This window comes from Pirellulales bacterium (assembly GCA_036490175.1).
Lineage (GTDB): Bacteria > Planctomycetota > Planctomycetia > Pirellulales > JACPPG01 > JACPPG01.
The window spans coordinates 1-13,427 of sequence record DASXEJ010000043.1; the positions used below are offsets into that span (position 1 = coordinate 1).

Sequence of the window (13,427 nt, forward strand, 5' to 3'; positions counted from 1 at the left end):
TGCACCATAGGCTGCTGACGCCGTCGAGATACTCGCGGCCCTCGATATCGACCAGCGTGCAGCCATGCGCGCGCTCGATTAAAAGAGGCTCATACTCTGCCATCTGCGTAAAGGCGTGCCAAACATGCTCGCAATCCCAGCGCGCGAGCTCGTCGCGCGTGGGCTTCGCGCGCCCTGAATCGTCGCTCTGCCGACCGCTCACGGCAGGGAACGCGGCCACGGGGTCTACCATTGAATCTTCACCGGTGTCCCCACTCTCACGCCGAGCATCGCGGCGGCACTATCCCCCACAATGGCCAACTCCAGGAAACCGCTGGAGCCAACTAACGCCAATAGTGTCATCTCGGGCTGATCGCTATAGGTGCGAAAGATACCCTGTGTCTGATGTTCATCGCAGTGAATTTGTGCGCGCTCATCGGTCGGTACCTCGATGAGCATATCGCTCGTAATATCGGTCACCAAATTTCCGAATGAATCGATCGACCGCACTTGTCCTTCGATCTTGTTTGGCAAGATCCGCACCTCCGGTTCGGGCAGGCATTCGAGCCGCTGCCGTGGCACCCCTAGTTGGCTCGCGTCGAGACCGAGGCTCAGGCGCGCGGCCACCGGCGCCATGATGTCTCGGCCGTGGAATGTGGCTGAAACGCGTGGCTGCCAGAACCGGTCCTCGGTTAAGGCCACTATTCTAGAGGGGGACGTGCGCGCCGCCAAGCAACTGAGCAACCCGTTGTCCGGCGCGATGTAGTGGCGCCCTGCGATTTCGGCGTATACGATTTTCCTCTCGCTGCCGACACCCGGATCCACAACCGCCACATGGATGGAGCCTTTGGGAAAGCTTTCGGCCACATCGAGCAGGGCCCAGGCACCTGCCACGATATCCTGTGGTCCAATGGCATGTGTGATGTCGATCAGCACGGCATGAGGATTCAACGAGAGAATGACACCCTTCATTTGTGCGACATACGGGCTGCCCACGCCAAAATCGGTCAAAAGAGTAATGATTGGGCGCAGCACGTCTGACATGGGCACGGTCTTGTTCATTCAGTTGGATGCGTGCCAGACGAGTGTATCCAGATCGACGTTGCCGCCGCTAAGGATTACACCCACGCGGCGGCCGGCGAAGCGGTCTGCGTTTTCTAGCAGCACCGCGACTGGCACGGCGGCCGACGGCTCGATTATGATTTTCATCCGCTCCCAAACGAATCGCATCGCGCTCATAGTGGCCGCGTCGTCGGCAGTGACAATATCTTCCACAAGTTTCCGGATGACGGCGAACGTAAGTTCCCCAAGCGACGTGCGCAGCCCGTCGGCGACCGTTTGCGGATTATCGCTTGGCAAAATGTGACCAGCGACGAGTGAGCGTGCCGCGTCATCGGCCCCCTTTGGCTCGGCCCCTAGGACCTTAGCATTTGGCCGAAGCGCTCGGACCGCGATGGCGGTGCCGCTCAGCAGGCCTCCGCCGCCGACTGGTGCCAGGATGACATCCAGGTTCGGTACGTCCTCAAGCAATTCGAGCGCCGCTGTTCCCTGTCCGGCGATGATTCGTGGATCGTTATAGGGATGCACGAACACGGCGCGCGTGCGGCGCACTACAGCGTCGGCGGTCTCCTCGCGAGAGCGTACGCTCGGCTCGCAACTGACGATCTCGGCGCCGTAGCCCGCGACTGCGGCTCGTTTAACCGCCGGCGCGTTCGACGGCATGACGATGGTCGCCGGAACGCCCCGCATCCGGGCCGCCAATGCCAGCGCTTGGGCGTGGTTTCCAGACGAGTGCGTGACTACGCCTCGGCGGGCCTCCTCGTCCCCCAAGGACAGCACGGCGTTAGCGGCGCCGCGGAACTTAAAGGCTCCCACCTTCTGAAAGTTCTCGCACTTGAAGAACACCTGCGCGCCGGTTGTGCGATCAAAGAATTCCGATCGCAATACCGGCGTGCGGTGCACAACGTGGCCAATTCGCAAGGCCGCCTGGCGGACAGCAGCGAAATCGGGAACAGTTCCGTCGGCCATGCTCTTGCCGCCCTTCGAGGCTACGCTTTGAGCAGAGGTCACAATCCGTCAGCCCCGTGCCCGTTACCTGCTAGTTGCGGGAACGCTAACCTGGATTTCGTCCCCCACAATGCGGACGTCGAAACGGTCGATCTTCACATTGGGATTGTCGCACCACACGCCATCGCATACGCGGAACCGCCAAGCATGCCACGGGCAAGTCACGATTCCCTTCTGTACCGCCCCGGCACCAAGCGACGCCCCCATATGCGGACAGAGGTCGTCGATGGCATGATAATCCTCACCCGACTTGAACACCGCGACCAACCGCCCATTGACCGTGAATGTCTCGCCCCGCCCCTCGGCAATGGCTCCGACCTTGGCAACCGTCACAAACTCCGACATCTCAGGACCCACAGGCGGATTCAAGAGGCCCTGAGAAACCATTTCCCAAGTGGCCGAGAGAAGTTTATTCTAGCCATGCTATGCCGAATAGGGGACACCATTTCGTCCCTCGCGGTAAAGGTCAGAGCCACTACACAATATCGGAACATCGAGTCGCTATGAGAACGAACATCGTCAAACGTAAGTTGCGAGAAGGCAAGCCTTCGTTCGGCACCTGGCTATCGCTCGGAGACCTGTACGCCACGCGCATTCTCGCGCGACTAGGTTTCGATTGGTTGACACTCGATCTGGAGCATTCGCCCATCGACTGGTCGCAAGCGGCGATGATCTTTGCTGCGATTGCCGACGCCGGTTGCATTCCGCTAGCGCGCGTTCCCAAGGGAAATCACGACTACATCAAACGCGTGCTCGACGGGGGTGCCTGGGGGATCGTTGTGCCGATGGTTGACACGGTGGAGCAGGCCGAAATTGCCATTCGCGCGGCCAAATATCCTCCGGTTGGCAATCGCAGCCTCGGCGGGGGGATGCATAACTTGAACTTCGACGCCTCGGTCGCCGAATACTTTGCCCGCGCCAACGACGAAATCCTGGTCGTCCTACAAACCGAAAGCCCGACGGGCGTGGCTAACGCTGAAAAGATCTACTCACTGCCCGGCGTGGATGCGATCTTTGTCGGTCCGGTCGATCTGCGTGCCAACATGCGGTCGCCAGACGGCAAAGAATCCACAGATGCTGAGTTCGAGGCCATGCTCCAGCGTGTCGTCGACATTGGCAAGAAGACCGGGACGCCGACCGGTATGCACACCATGGAAACGGACGCGGCGCAGGCGCGCGCCAAGCAAGGCATGCAGTTCATCGCCATCGGAAGTGAGTTGCGCATGATGACCCAGCGCGCCCAGGAAATCGTCCGAGTTGTAAATCCCGACGTCGGGGATAAAAATCTCGCGAAGTACTAGGAGCAGGGAGTAGTCGGCAGTCGGTAGTACGAGGGAGGTATGGGAGAAATGGTCTCGAACTGCCGACGTCGAGTCACTGCACTGTCTACCGTCCGCCACCAATGATCTATGAGCGTTTATCTGCTTGCTACGCTCGATACAAAGGGTTGCGAGGCGGCGTTCTTACGCGACCGTTTACGTGCCTGCGGTGCGACTGTGACATTGGTCGACACAGGGGCCTTGGGCATACCAGCTTGTGCCGCCGATGTGTCGCGGGAGGAGCTCTTCCGCGCCAGCGGTAGCGAACTCGCGCAGGTCGTCGCCCAAAACGACCGCGGTCGTGCCATTTCTTCGGCTGCCCTGGGAGCGGCTCAACTCGTGCGTCGGCATTACGATGCAGGTCGCGTTTCGGGCGTGTTAGCGATGGGGGGCTCGGCGGGCAGCACCATTGGTTCGGCGGCCATGCGCGCTTTGCCGCTCGGAGTGCCCAAGCTGTTGGTCAGCACGCTGGCGTCGGGGCAGGTGCGTCATTATGTCGGCGACAAGGACATTTTGATCCTCAATTCAGTGGCCGACATAGCCGGTTTGAATCATATCAGTCGCACAATTCTCGACGCGGCGGCCCGAGCGATGGCTGGCATGGTTTGCTTTCCTGCCGCGCCGACCACCGAAGGGGCAAAGCCCCTTGTAGCGGCCACGATGTTTGGCGTGACGACCCCTTGTGTCGACCGCGCTCGGCAAAAGCTGGAAGAGGCAGGCTTCGAGGTCTTGGTCTTCCACGCTACTGGCAACGGTGGCCAGGCCATGGAATCGCTGGTTGCCGAGGGGCTCATCTCCGGAGTGCTCGATATCACGACCACGGAATTGGCCGATGAATTGGTCGGCGGCATGCTGTCGGCCGGTCCAGATCGATTATCCGCCGCGGCCAGAGCCGGCGTGCCGCAAGTGGTTTCGGTAGGGGCTACCGACATGGTGAACTTTCACGCGCCCGAGACTGTGCCCGAGCGTTTTCGTGGTCGGAAGTTTTACCAGCACAACGCCAACGTGACGTTGATGCGGACGACTGCTGAAGAAAATGGCCGCCTCGGCGAGGAAATTGGTCGCAAGGTGGCTGCCGCACTTGGGCCGGCCACGATCATGTTCCCAACGGCCGGCGTATCGGCCATCGATCGCGAGGGTCAGCCGTTCGACAACCCGGCAGCGCGACAGGCCCTGTTCGCAGGAATCCGCCGCACGGCAGGCACTACCGAAATCGTGACGCTCGATAGCCACATCAACGACTCCGAATTCGCCGATGCGGCGGCCGCCCGACTGATCGCAATGATGAAAACGAGAACGAGGGTAACACGCGAGCGCAGCGACGGATAAAAAATGGCTCACAACAATGAGACGCCGCCAAGGAACAAAATCAAAAAGCCCGCAATTCGCCGCGACCATTCGCCGTTTTGCGCTGAGCCGTTTGCGTCGTCTTTCTGCGCCATCGAATTAGTAAGAATCCCGTTAGAGTTAGTTTGCTCGGCATATCGTCTAAGGAGTCGTAATGGCCCTGTTTTCGCGCGATGAGATACTGCAACGGCTGCGGGCCAAAGTCGCCGCTGGCCGGCCGATCGTTGGTGGCGGCGCCGGAACCGGATTAAGCGCGAAACTGTCCGAGGAGGGGGGCATTGATCTGCTGGTGATCTACAACTCGGGACGTTTCCGTATGGCGGGACGAGGCTCGCTGTCGGGCATGATGCCTTACGGCGACGCCAACGCCATTGTTATGGAAATGGCGCGCGAGGTTCTACCCGTCGTCAGCCGCACGCCGGTACTGGCCGGTGTGTGCGGCACCGATCCCTTTCGCGTGATGAAGCTGTTTTTGCGAGAAGTCGAGCAGGCCGGCTTTTCGGGCGTGCAGAATTTTCCTACCGTGGGGCTGATCGATGGCACTTTTCGCGCCAACCTGGAAGAGACCGGCATGGGGTTCGGACTGGAGGTCGACATGATCCGCACCGCCCACGAGATGGGCCTATTGACGACTCCCTACGCCTTCAATCCCGAAGAAGCCGGGATGCTCGCCCGGGCCGGTGCCGACATTTTGATACCGCACATGGGTTTGACCACCAAGGGAACGATCGGCGCCCATACCGCGCTGACGCTCGATGAATCGGTGGCACGTGTCCAGGCGATGCACGATGCCGCCTGCCGGGTGAATCGCAACATCCTGGTACTCTGCCACGGTGGTCCCATCGCAGAGCCGTCCGATGCGCAATATATCCTTGACCGCACCGAGGGAATTGTCGGTTTCTATGGCGCCAGCAGCATGGAACGCCTGCCGGTCGAGCCGGCAATCACCGATCGCGTGCGGGAGTTTACGCAGCTGCGGTTTAAATCGGCAAACTAGGTTGCGCGGCCGAATCGCTGGACCAGATTTTGCCAGGCGATTTCGGACTATCGCCGCGTACAATGCTGGGACGCCGGCCGCCCATGGCGACCCGCAGCTTCGACCGCGTTAGAACGCCTATTGAGAGAAAACACCCGTATGGCCACCGGTTTCGAGCTTACCCAGGGGACCTGGCAGGAACGCCTCGATTATGTCGTCACAATGATGCGCGAGATGAGCCAAGAGCGGGATCCGCAGAAGATGGTCCAGGCCTATGTCGCCCGGGTGCGTCGTCTACTGCCAGGCGATCGTTGGATGGCCATCAGCCGGCGCGAGCTCGAGCCGGCGCAGTACCGCATTACGCGGTCGAGCATTTGGAACGTACAGGTCAATCCTTGGAAGGAGCAGCACAAGCTACCAGTCTATGATCGGGGGCTGCTGGGCGAATTATTATATGCGGGGTTACCCCGCATCATTAACGGCCTCGACATTGCGGACGACGATCCCGCCGCCGAGCATTTGGAAGGGATGGAATCGCTGCTGGCGATTCCCCACTTCGAAGGGGGACGAGTGCTGAACATGGTCGTCACCGGCAGCAGGCAGCCAGACGCGTTCGATCCCGAACGGCTGCCAGAGATGTTCTGGCTGAGCAATCTATTTGGCCGCGCCACGCAGAACCTAGTTCTGTCTGAGCAAGTGCAAGCGGCCTATGCGGCGGTTGATCAGGAATTGCAGATTGTCGCCGATATCCAGCGTTCGCTACTGCCGCGCAAGCTGCCGCAGGTCCCTACATTGGATCTGGCCGTCCATTACCAAACTTCGCGACGTGCAGGCGGCGATTACTACGACTTCTTCAATGTTCCAGGCGGCAAGTTGGGCATCTTGTTGGCCGACGCCAGCGGTCACGGCACACCGGCCACTGTGATGATGGCAATCACACACAGTATTGCCCACGCCTATCCCGGTCCCCCGTGCCCGCCGGGCGAAATGCTGAGTCACCTCAACGAGCAGCTGACCAAACGCTACACGAGCGACAACGATTCGTTCGTAACGGCTTTTTATGGCATTTACGACCCGGCCACCCACCACCTGAATTTTGCCATCGCCGGGCACAATCCGCCACGCTGGCGGCATCGCGACGGCACGATCGATCCGCTGGGAGACGCGGCCGGCCTACCGCTCGGAGTGTATGCGGGAGAGCAATATCCTGGTAGCGAATGCACTTTGGCCGCCGGAGACACGTTGCTGTTCTACACCGACGGCATCACCGAGGCGTCGGGCAAGTCGTGCGAGCAGTTCGGCGTCGAGGGGCTTGACGAAGTGCTATGCCGGAATTATTCCTCCGCCGACGAGTTGCTCGCGGCGCTCCAGCATTCGCTCGAGATATTCACCAACGGGCAGCCGCCCGACGATGACCGGACGGTGGTAGCGGCCCACGTCAAAGCTTAGCGGCAGTGGGCTCGTGCCGGATAGCAACCCGCCGGCCAATGTCCTAATCGCGCATCGACTACCACAGCCCGTAGCCGGTGCTGGGGCGGCCGGCCTGCGCCGGGACCACGACTGTGGTGTGGCCGACTCCGCGCCATTGGCCGCTGTAAGGCGAGTTCGATGTCCACATCGGCGAATAATTGCTGGTAAACGGCGTGGGGTTCACCGTCGGGCGCGAGTTTGAGTAACCGAACCAGCGCTGCGCGGCCAGGCGGGCCTGGCGTTGATCAGCTTCGAATTCGGCCCGACGCCGAACGGACACCTTCGGGTCGCGATAGCGCCGCATGGCCTGCTCGTAAAACCACATCTCGGGCGTGGGGGTCAATTGGCCCAGCGAGATCTCGGGCTCAACGGCGGAAAGCTTCTCTGTCGAGGTCTTCGGATCACCCTCTTCCATCTGGGGCTGATTCTGAGCGTGTGCGATAGCTGCCGAAAACAGTAGCACGCTGGCGATGGCCGCAACTAAAGGCTTCATGGCATTCGCTCTCCCGAAGGGATACCCAAGAGATTATACGCCCTCGCCCTCTCGCAGGGACTCTGCAAGAGCTGGATCGGCGAGAAGACGGGTGGCGGCGCAGCACGATTCGCCAAGGTGGGTTCAAAAGTCGTGGCCTCGACACCTGCGGTGGTGCCGGAGCGCGCACGCCCAAGGTCGAAGTCGATCAATCGGCGCGTCGCGGGTCGTCGCGCGATTCGTGTGGGCATTCAGAGGGCTGTCGTGCGCCCCCTACGAGGTTTGTTCGGCGGAATCGGGCTTGCGGGTTTAACCGGATTATGTCGGCAACCAGCTGCGGCCAGCTTGCGGCCAGAAGGTTTGATCATTCGCCCCAAACCTACGGTCGTGCCGTGCTAGCTGGCCCGCCGGCGTTACGAAGGACTGGTACTCGGCCGTCCCGCCTTCGACCACCAGTACGTAAACCAAGTCGCCGCTACGCCACACAGACATAGCTCGCTCCTGCGTCTTCACGAGCGGCGCTGGCGGCGGTCCGCTGGACAAGCCGACCAGGCGCGGCACATTGCGTCCGGCCTCATATTCGATCACGTACAGGGTCGCACGCGCACCGGCCGCGCGCATCTGATAGGCGATACCCCGGCGACGATCCAATAGGCCCGTGATTTCGCGCCATGAGGTGGGCTGCACGGACAGCGTCTGGGCCGTTGGGAATCTGCGAGGTGGTGTTTTCTCGCTGACCAGGTTCTGCGCGGCGGGGTCATGCGCCGCGGCTTTTTCCTCAGCGCTCAAGAACCAGCCCGAGCTGAGGATCTCGTCCGGGTTCATTTCATAGACCGTTGGCCGCAACAGAACGTAAGCCATCAATAGCACGGCGGTCGTGACCGCAACGAGCACTCCCGGGCCAGCCCAGCGGTGCGATAACGACCGTGGGGGCGGAGGTGACACATTGGTAGGCGCATTGTCTGACGGCACCTTTGCTAGCGGGCGGGAATCGGTTGCCGAAATAGATGCCGCCGCTGGCGTGCCGGCCGCAGCAGGCTCGAGCGGGTCGCAGGCCGCTACCGTCAAAGCGGCCAGCAGCCTGTCGACTGATCCCGCTGGCACGGCCAAATCGTGCAGAGCGTCAACGATGGTGCTGTCCAATCGTTGGCTGCGTTGCAGGGTGCGGCGCAATTGAGGATTTTGCCGAACGCGGTCCGCCAGCAGGGCGAAGTCGGGGTCGGCTAAGTCGTCGACACCGGGGCGCGCTGCGTCGATCAGTTCCCGCAGGCGTCGATCCTGGTCGTCTCGTTCATCCATGTAGCACCTTACTCGATCCAGCCATTTTCGGACCCTTGCCGTGTGGCTTACGGCGAAGAATGAATAACCGCCGCGGCGCGGCTACCCGTCGCTTGCAACTCCAACTCGAACAGCCGTCCGCGCAGTTGCCCTTTGGCGCGGGAGAGCCGGCTCATCACCGTTCCCAGCGGAATGTCCAGCCGGTCGGCAATCTCGCGATAGGAGTATTCCTCAAAATAAAATAGCAACAGCACAAGTTTGTAATCGTCTGGCAAGGCGTTCAGCGCCGCTTGCAATCGCTCGCGGTCGACCACGCTTTCAGGGGGCGGCTGAGCAGGGATTTCGTTGACGTTCAATTCCACGTTCGCCGCAGGCAACGGTGCGCGGCGACGCGATTTCAAGTAGCAATTCCGCAGAATCGCAAACAACCATGCCCGGGCGCTTTCGACCGCGCGCAATTGCGTCAGCTTGACCTGCGCCGCCAAGAAGGTCTGCTGGGTCAGATCTTCGGCATCGGCCGTCGAGCCGCACAAGCGGTAGGCGTATCGGTACACGTCGGCATGGTGATCGACGACTAATCGTGCGATGGGAAAATCGCTTGGGCTATCCGCCATGAACCACCCCCACTACAGACCCCGGAGCGAGCCAGAATATTCCCGCCCGGCTGAATCAAATCCCTTATTCCGCCTCGGTGGCACTTGCCCGCTACGGTTTACAAGCACGCTGCGCAATGTCTCGATTGCCCAGCGGGCTTGCCGTAGCGCGACCGCGCCGCAGAAAAAAGCTAATCGAATTGTAACGGAGCGGGAATAAACGCCTATCCTCGCGGCATCAATAAGTCGGGCGGAAGCCGGTCGCAGCGCGCCACGGGCGTGCCACCGCATAGGACACTTCCTTTTGAGAAAGGTTTTGACATGAAGAAGTTAGGGATGCTCGCACTGTTGTTGGGTGTGCTCGGTTCGGCTGTGGTGGGTTGTGAGCCCGCCAAGAAAAAGGTCGAGCCGGCCAAGCCCCCCGCAGCTGCCGAAGAAGCCAAGCCGGATATGCCGGCCGCCGACGCGCCGAAGGCCGAGGCTCCGGCCGAGACCAAGTAGCCGCGCACGGGCGATGTAAAACCACGCGAATGAGGGGGGGCCCGGCGCGCCGGCCCCCCCTTTTTTCGTAGTCTTGCCGTCCGGCAGGCCCCCCGGCCCGGTCTGGCGCACAGCCTGCCCTGTCTGGCCTCTTCACTGCGGAAATACTTGAACTGTGGGACATGCTTGACGGCGCCTATTCTGGCTGCCCAAAATTGGGCCGAATCGCCCCGCCCCCCACGACCAACGATCGCGCCCGTTCACGGCTTGATCCCTTCCCCAAGAAAGTCACCGCCATGACGAACCTCCGCCCCTCGCGCCTGCATAAATATTCCAGCTGGGTACTTGTCGCTGCACTGGCACTCTCGGCTACCTGGGCCTCGGGAGCAAAGGAATACATCAGCGGCAAGGTTTGGCCCGAGCCCAAGATTGTCGATCCGGGGTCTGCCGGTGGTCCGCCGGCCGATGCCATCGTCTTGTTCAACGGCCAGAACATGACCGCTTGGGAAGGTGGGGATAAATGGCAGGTCGCCGACGGCGTCGCCACAGCCAAGGGGGGCGGCATCACCAGCAAGCAGAGCTTCGGCAATTGCCAACTCCACCTGGAATGGGCCGAGCCTGCCGTCGTGACGGGATCGGGCCAGGGGCGTGGCAACAGCGGCGTTTATCTGCAAGGCCTGTACGAAGTGCAGATTCTCGATTCGTACGACAACAAGACGTACTTCGACGGTCAGTGCGGTTCGATCTACAAGCAGATGCCGCCATTGGTGAACGTCTGCCGCAAGCCGGGCGAGTGGCAATCGTATGACATCATCTTCGAGGCGCCGCAGTTCGACTCGGCCGGCAAGCTCAGCAAGCCGGCCTTTGTGACGGTGCTGCAGAACGGCGTGTTGATCCAGAATCATTTTCAGATCGAGGGAGCTTCGGCCTGGGATGCTCCGCCGTCATATATGGCCCATGCCCCGAAACTGCCGCTGTCGATCCAGTTTCATGGCAACCCGGTTCGCTTTCGCAATATCTGGATCCGCGAACTGTAATCGCATCGCACGTTCTGACATGCGGTGACAACTGCTGTCTGGGCCCGGCACTGCGCGGACCAAGCATACCTGCGCGGCGTGCACGAGCGATGGCTGATACGACCCGTTATGGCGCGCATCTAGGGTAATTACCCCAATTTTTGCGGGCCATTGCCGCGCGATTTATTCAATTTATGGAATTATTCACCGGTTGAATAAATGACGTGCGCGACGTTGACATGCGCACATTTCCCGGGAAATAACGAGGTTTCTGTCGAATTCTGTCCGCGCGAACGTCAAGTAGGGGGTTTTTCATACGTCGCGCATTCTACCGCCGGCCCAGCGGCATCGCAGGCGGTGAAACCGGCCGAGGTAGTGGCGGGATTGACGTTCGCAGCGCGCCCTGCGAGTGGAGTAACGGCGCGACGCGCCCGCGCATGCTGGGGGGAGAATGCCGCCTGTCGACGGCGCGCATGTTTAACTAGGAATTCCGAAGCCTCGTCGCAACAACGATTGACGGATCGTCACTGAATGAGGTTGAAAAACCACGCCGCGGTGTTTTGTTGGCCATTGATCTTTTTCAGGGCTCGTTCGGCGGCGTCTTTTGCCTCTGGATCGTTCGTATTGGCGATCAAAGCTTCCAAAGCCTTGACCGCACCGTACTCCTTGGCCGCGGGACCAATCTCTCCGAGACGGACGGCAGAGGGCACCTGGATGTTCGCGATAAATCCTATCCGCTTCTTCGGGCCATTAATGTACGCAATCAGCCCGTTCACGTCGGCTGGCGTCCAAGTCGACGGGGGCGCTTGAAACTTAGGGCGATGATTGACGCGCCAGCCGAGGAAGAGGGCAACGCCGGTCACCACGATGAGCATCGTCCCCAGACCGAATTGGAACCAGCGGCGGCCAGTAGGATGCGTAGCCATTCCGACATTCTAACCAGAGCTAGTCTTCCGGTTGAGAGTCAGTCCCAAGATGCGCTAATCTGATGGCTCTCGTCGAATAGTAGACCGGATATATAAAGGGCCCTCACGGTCCAGCGATCACGGGAAGCATTGTCTGGAGCAAGGCCGTGCCCGGTACGAACCCGAAGCCGCCTTTGACGTGAGGACGCAGTGCTTTCACCGGCCGTGGGTGCGATGTGCCGATGTCGAGTGTCTGGTACGCTTTCATGAAAGGGTTCTCGTCGCTCGATTGCAGGTTAGTTGCCCACCGGTCCGGTGATAGAAATGCAGATCACCGCCGCCGGTGGAATGAGGTTCGGGCTGTGCCTCGGTCTATCAACGCGAGTGCGACTCTTGGCCGTCGCCCGTTTCAGTTTGGCCTGAAAATGTTGCTGCTGGCCGTGACGGTGGTCGGGCGTCTCTCGTGGCTGTGGCAGGAGTTTGCCTACCTGCAGTTCCGGCCCAGCGCCACAGTTACCTTCTGGATTTTTGGGGAGCCCGTATTAGACATTGCCTGGGTCGCCGTTGATGGCCGTGGAGTAATCCCTACGTACAATGGACGCGCTCTCAAGCAGAAACTCAACGATGCAGACCTTGGTCGCCTACGAATGGCCACACGGTTATTTCCGGAGGCAGGGATTGGGATCACAGCCATTGAGCCGCTCGCCGACGGAACAGTCCATGCGTAGGCGTGCCCAATTCCCATCAACTGATTTTCCCGACCAACTCGCTGCTAGGACAATTCCCGGCCTGCACATACTAAATACCTACTACCAGGGTAAGCGTTAAGGTGACCTGGAAAAACGGCCCATTTCCGGCGCCGCGGGGCAAACGGCTGCCGCAACTGCATGAGAACGCCCAGATGTCTACATCCTGCGAGCCGCCCACCCGCCGCCGCTGGTTCGAGTTTGGGATCGGCACCATGCTCGTGCTTGTGGCAGCTTTTGCCATACCGCTGGGGGAATTGAGCCATGTCCGCAAACGAAAAGCATTCATTGCGGCAGTAGATGCAAGTCACGAGTACTGGAGTGTGGAGCGCGCCACAAAGTTTGAAGAATGGGCGGCTCAAACTGGGAGCCGCTACTATCCGCCCGTAATTCCCTGGCCGAGACGTTGGCTGGGAGACGAGCCCATCGAGCGCATCATCATCATCGACAGCCCCCCGACGATTAAGCAGGAAGCGATGGCACTGTTCCCTGAGGCCGTGGTCATCGACATGTTGTCTCCAAGCGGAAGCCGGGAACTACAACATCCGGCACGCGATCGCTGGGGCGACGGCAGGCAATAGACGCCGACCAACTCACTGTTCAGACGCTGCCCCCCTGGTCGGTAGTGCGTCAGTCTGAAATCAGGATTGGTACCGATGCGGGCATCGCTATCCTCTCTGGGGTGGCCTCTGATACATGGGTTGTATTGCCGGGGCGGTCCCGCCCGCCTGGTCCACGAACGTCATGTCAAGGATTGTCGCGGCGTCGTCACCGGAGTG

Annotated in this window: 15 protein-coding genes; 7 read left to right on the top strand and 8 right to left on the bottom strand. The window is 60.6% G+C overall.

All coding sequences use genetic code 11. The features are described 5' to 3' along the window. From VGG64_03400 to VGG64_03415, 4 genes are all read right to left on the bottom strand, one after another. The coding region (locus VGG64_03400; GenBank protein ID HEY1598619.1) for a hypothetical protein at positions 1 to 220 on the bottom strand (220 nt) is incomplete at its 3' end. Positions 221 to 225: 5 nt separating this feature from the next. Next, positions 226 to 1,041, bottom strand: coding sequence for an SAM-dependent chlorinase/fluorinase (locus tag VGG64_03405; GenBank protein ID HEY1598620.1), 816 nt, complete (start codon positions 1,039 to 1,041; stop codon positions 226 to 228). Next, positions 1,042 to 2,007, bottom strand: coding sequence for a pyridoxal-phosphate dependent enzyme (locus VGG64_03410; protein ID HEY1598621.1), 966 nt, complete (start codon positions 2,005 to 2,007; stop codon positions 1,042 to 1,044). Between the two features lie 63 nt (positions 2,008 to 2,070). Beyond that, positions 2,071 to 2,391 (bottom strand): Rieske (2Fe-2S) protein, encoded by a 321-nt coding sequence (locus tag VGG64_03415; protein HEY1598622.1) that lies wholly within the window; start codon positions 2,389 to 2,391, stop codon positions 2,071 to 2,073. 158 nt (positions 2,392 to 2,549) lie between these two features. Between VGG64_03415 and VGG64_03420 the strand changes: the two genes are divergently transcribed. From VGG64_03420 to VGG64_03435, 4 genes are all read left to right on the top strand, one after another. After that, entirely contained in the window at positions 2,550 to 3,347 is a 798-nt protein-coding gene (locus VGG64_03420; GenBank protein ID HEY1598623.1) for an aldolase/citrate lyase family protein, read from the top strand. Between the two features lie 108 nt (positions 3,348 to 3,455). Further along, positions 3,456 to 4,694: a Tm-1-like ATP-binding domain-containing protein gene (locus VGG64_03425; GenBank protein ID HEY1598624.1), complete on the top strand. Its 1,239-nt coding sequence runs from the start codon at positions 3,456 to 3,458 to the stop codon at positions 4,692 to 4,694. 172 nt (positions 4,695 to 4,866) lie between these two features. Next, complete coding sequence (locus VGG64_03430; protein ID HEY1598625.1) at positions 4,867 to 5,709, top strand: phosphoenolpyruvate hydrolase family protein; 843 nt, start codon at positions 4,867 to 4,869, stop codon at positions 5,707 to 5,709. 138 nt (positions 5,710 to 5,847) lie between these two features. Further along, on the top strand, positions 5,848 to 7,137 hold the full coding sequence (locus VGG64_03435) for a GAF domain-containing SpoIIE family protein phosphatase (GenBank protein HEY1598626.1): 1,290 nt from the start codon (positions 5,848 to 5,850) through the stop codon (positions 7,135 to 7,137). A 58-nt stretch (positions 7,138 to 7,195) separates the two neighbouring features. On the opposite strand, the gene VGG64_03440 is transcribed toward VGG64_03435, so the two are convergent. The 3 genes from VGG64_03440 to VGG64_03450 form a co-directional block, all read right to left on the bottom strand. Further along, complete coding sequence (locus VGG64_03440) at positions 7,196 to 7,651, bottom strand: hypothetical protein (protein HEY1598627.1); 456 nt, start codon at positions 7,649 to 7,651, stop codon at positions 7,196 to 7,198. Between the two features lie 297 nt (positions 7,652 to 7,948). Further along, positions 7,949 to 8,929, bottom strand: a complete 981-nt coding sequence (locus tag VGG64_03445; GenBank protein ID HEY1598628.1) for a hypothetical protein — start codon at positions 8,927 to 8,929, stop codon at positions 7,949 to 7,951. A 47-nt stretch (positions 8,930 to 8,976) separates the two neighbouring features. After that, positions 8,977 to 9,522 carry an RNA polymerase sigma factor gene (locus VGG64_03450; GenBank protein HEY1598629.1) on the bottom strand — a complete coding sequence of 182 codons (546 nt, stop codon included), beginning with the start codon at positions 9,520 to 9,522 and terminating at the stop codon, positions 8,977 to 8,979. 300 nt (positions 9,523 to 9,822) lie between these two features. Between VGG64_03450 and VGG64_03455 the strand changes: the two genes are divergently transcribed. Both VGG64_03455 and VGG64_03460 read left to right on the top strand, forming a co-directional pair. Beyond that, positions 9,823 to 10,002: a hypothetical protein gene (locus VGG64_03455; GenBank protein ID HEY1598630.1), complete on the top strand. Its 180-nt coding sequence runs from the start codon at positions 9,823 to 9,825 to the stop codon at positions 10,000 to 10,002. Positions 10,003 to 10,277: 275 nt separating this feature from the next. Next, positions 10,278 to 11,018, top strand: coding sequence for a DUF1080 domain-containing protein (locus VGG64_03460; GenBank protein ID HEY1598631.1), 741 nt, complete (start codon positions 10,278 to 10,280; stop codon positions 11,016 to 11,018). Between the two features lie 503 nt (positions 11,019 to 11,521). Here VGG64_03460 and VGG64_03465 read toward each other — a convergent pair. Further along, the gene (locus tag VGG64_03465) at positions 11,522 to 11,923 is read right to left on the bottom strand and encodes a hypothetical protein (GenBank protein HEY1598632.1); all 402 of its coding nucleotides are present in this window, start codon (positions 11,921 to 11,923) and stop codon (positions 11,522 to 11,524) included. A gap of 808 nt (positions 11,924 to 12,731) precedes the next feature. Between VGG64_03465 and VGG64_03470 the strand changes: the two genes are divergently transcribed. After that, complete coding sequence (locus VGG64_03470; protein ID HEY1598633.1) at positions 12,732 to 13,229, top strand: hypothetical protein; 498 nt, start codon at positions 12,732 to 12,734, stop codon at positions 13,227 to 13,229. The last annotated feature ends 198 nt before the right edge of the window (positions 13,230 to 13,427 follow it).

Bases quoted from the DNA above. Each gene is read 5' to 3' on its own strand.
- VGG64_03405 (HEY1598620.1), bottom strand. From the start codon at position 1,041: ATGAACAAGACCGTGCCCATGTCAGACGTGCTGCGCCCAATCATTACT.
- VGG64_03410 (HEY1598621.1), bottom strand. From the start codon at position 2,007: ATGGCCGACGGAACTGTTCCCGATTTCGCTGCTGTCCGCCAGGCGGCC.
- VGG64_03415 (HEY1598622.1), bottom strand. From the start codon at position 2,391: ATGTCGGAGTTTGTGACGGTTGCCAAGGTCGGAGCCATTGCCGAGGGG.
- VGG64_03420 (HEY1598623.1), top strand. From the start codon at position 2,550: ATGAGAACGAACATCGTCAAACGTAAGTTGCGAGAAGGCAAGCCTTCG.
- VGG64_03425 (HEY1598624.1), top strand. From the start codon at position 3,456: ATGAGCGTTTATCTGCTTGCTACGCTCGATACAAAGGGTTGCGAGGCG.
- VGG64_03430 (HEY1598625.1), top strand. From the start codon at position 4,867: ATGGCCCTGTTTTCGCGCGATGAGATACTGCAACGGCTGCGGGCCAAA.
- VGG64_03435 (HEY1598626.1), top strand. From the start codon at position 5,848: ATGGCCACCGGTTTCGAGCTTACCCAGGGGACCTGGCAGGAACGCCTC.
- VGG64_03440 (HEY1598627.1), bottom strand. From the start codon at position 7,651: ATGAAGCCTTTAGTTGCGGCCATCGCCAGCGTGCTACTGTTTTCGGCA.
- VGG64_03445 (HEY1598628.1), bottom strand. From the start codon at position 8,929: ATGGATGAACGAGACGACCAGGATCGACGCCTGCGGGAACTGATCGAC.
- VGG64_03450 (HEY1598629.1), bottom strand. From the start codon at position 9,522: ATGGCGGATAGCCCAAGCGATTTTCCCATCGCACGATTAGTCGTCGAT.
- VGG64_03455 (HEY1598630.1), top strand. From the start codon at position 9,823: ATGAAGAAGTTAGGGATGCTCGCACTGTTGTTGGGTGTGCTCGGTTCG.
- VGG64_03460 (HEY1598631.1), top strand. From the start codon at position 10,278: ATGACGAACCTCCGCCCCTCGCGCCTGCATAAATATTCCAGCTGGGTA.
- VGG64_03465 (HEY1598632.1), bottom strand. From the start codon at position 11,923: ATGGCTACGCATCCTACTGGCCGCCGCTGGTTCCAATTCGGTCTGGGG.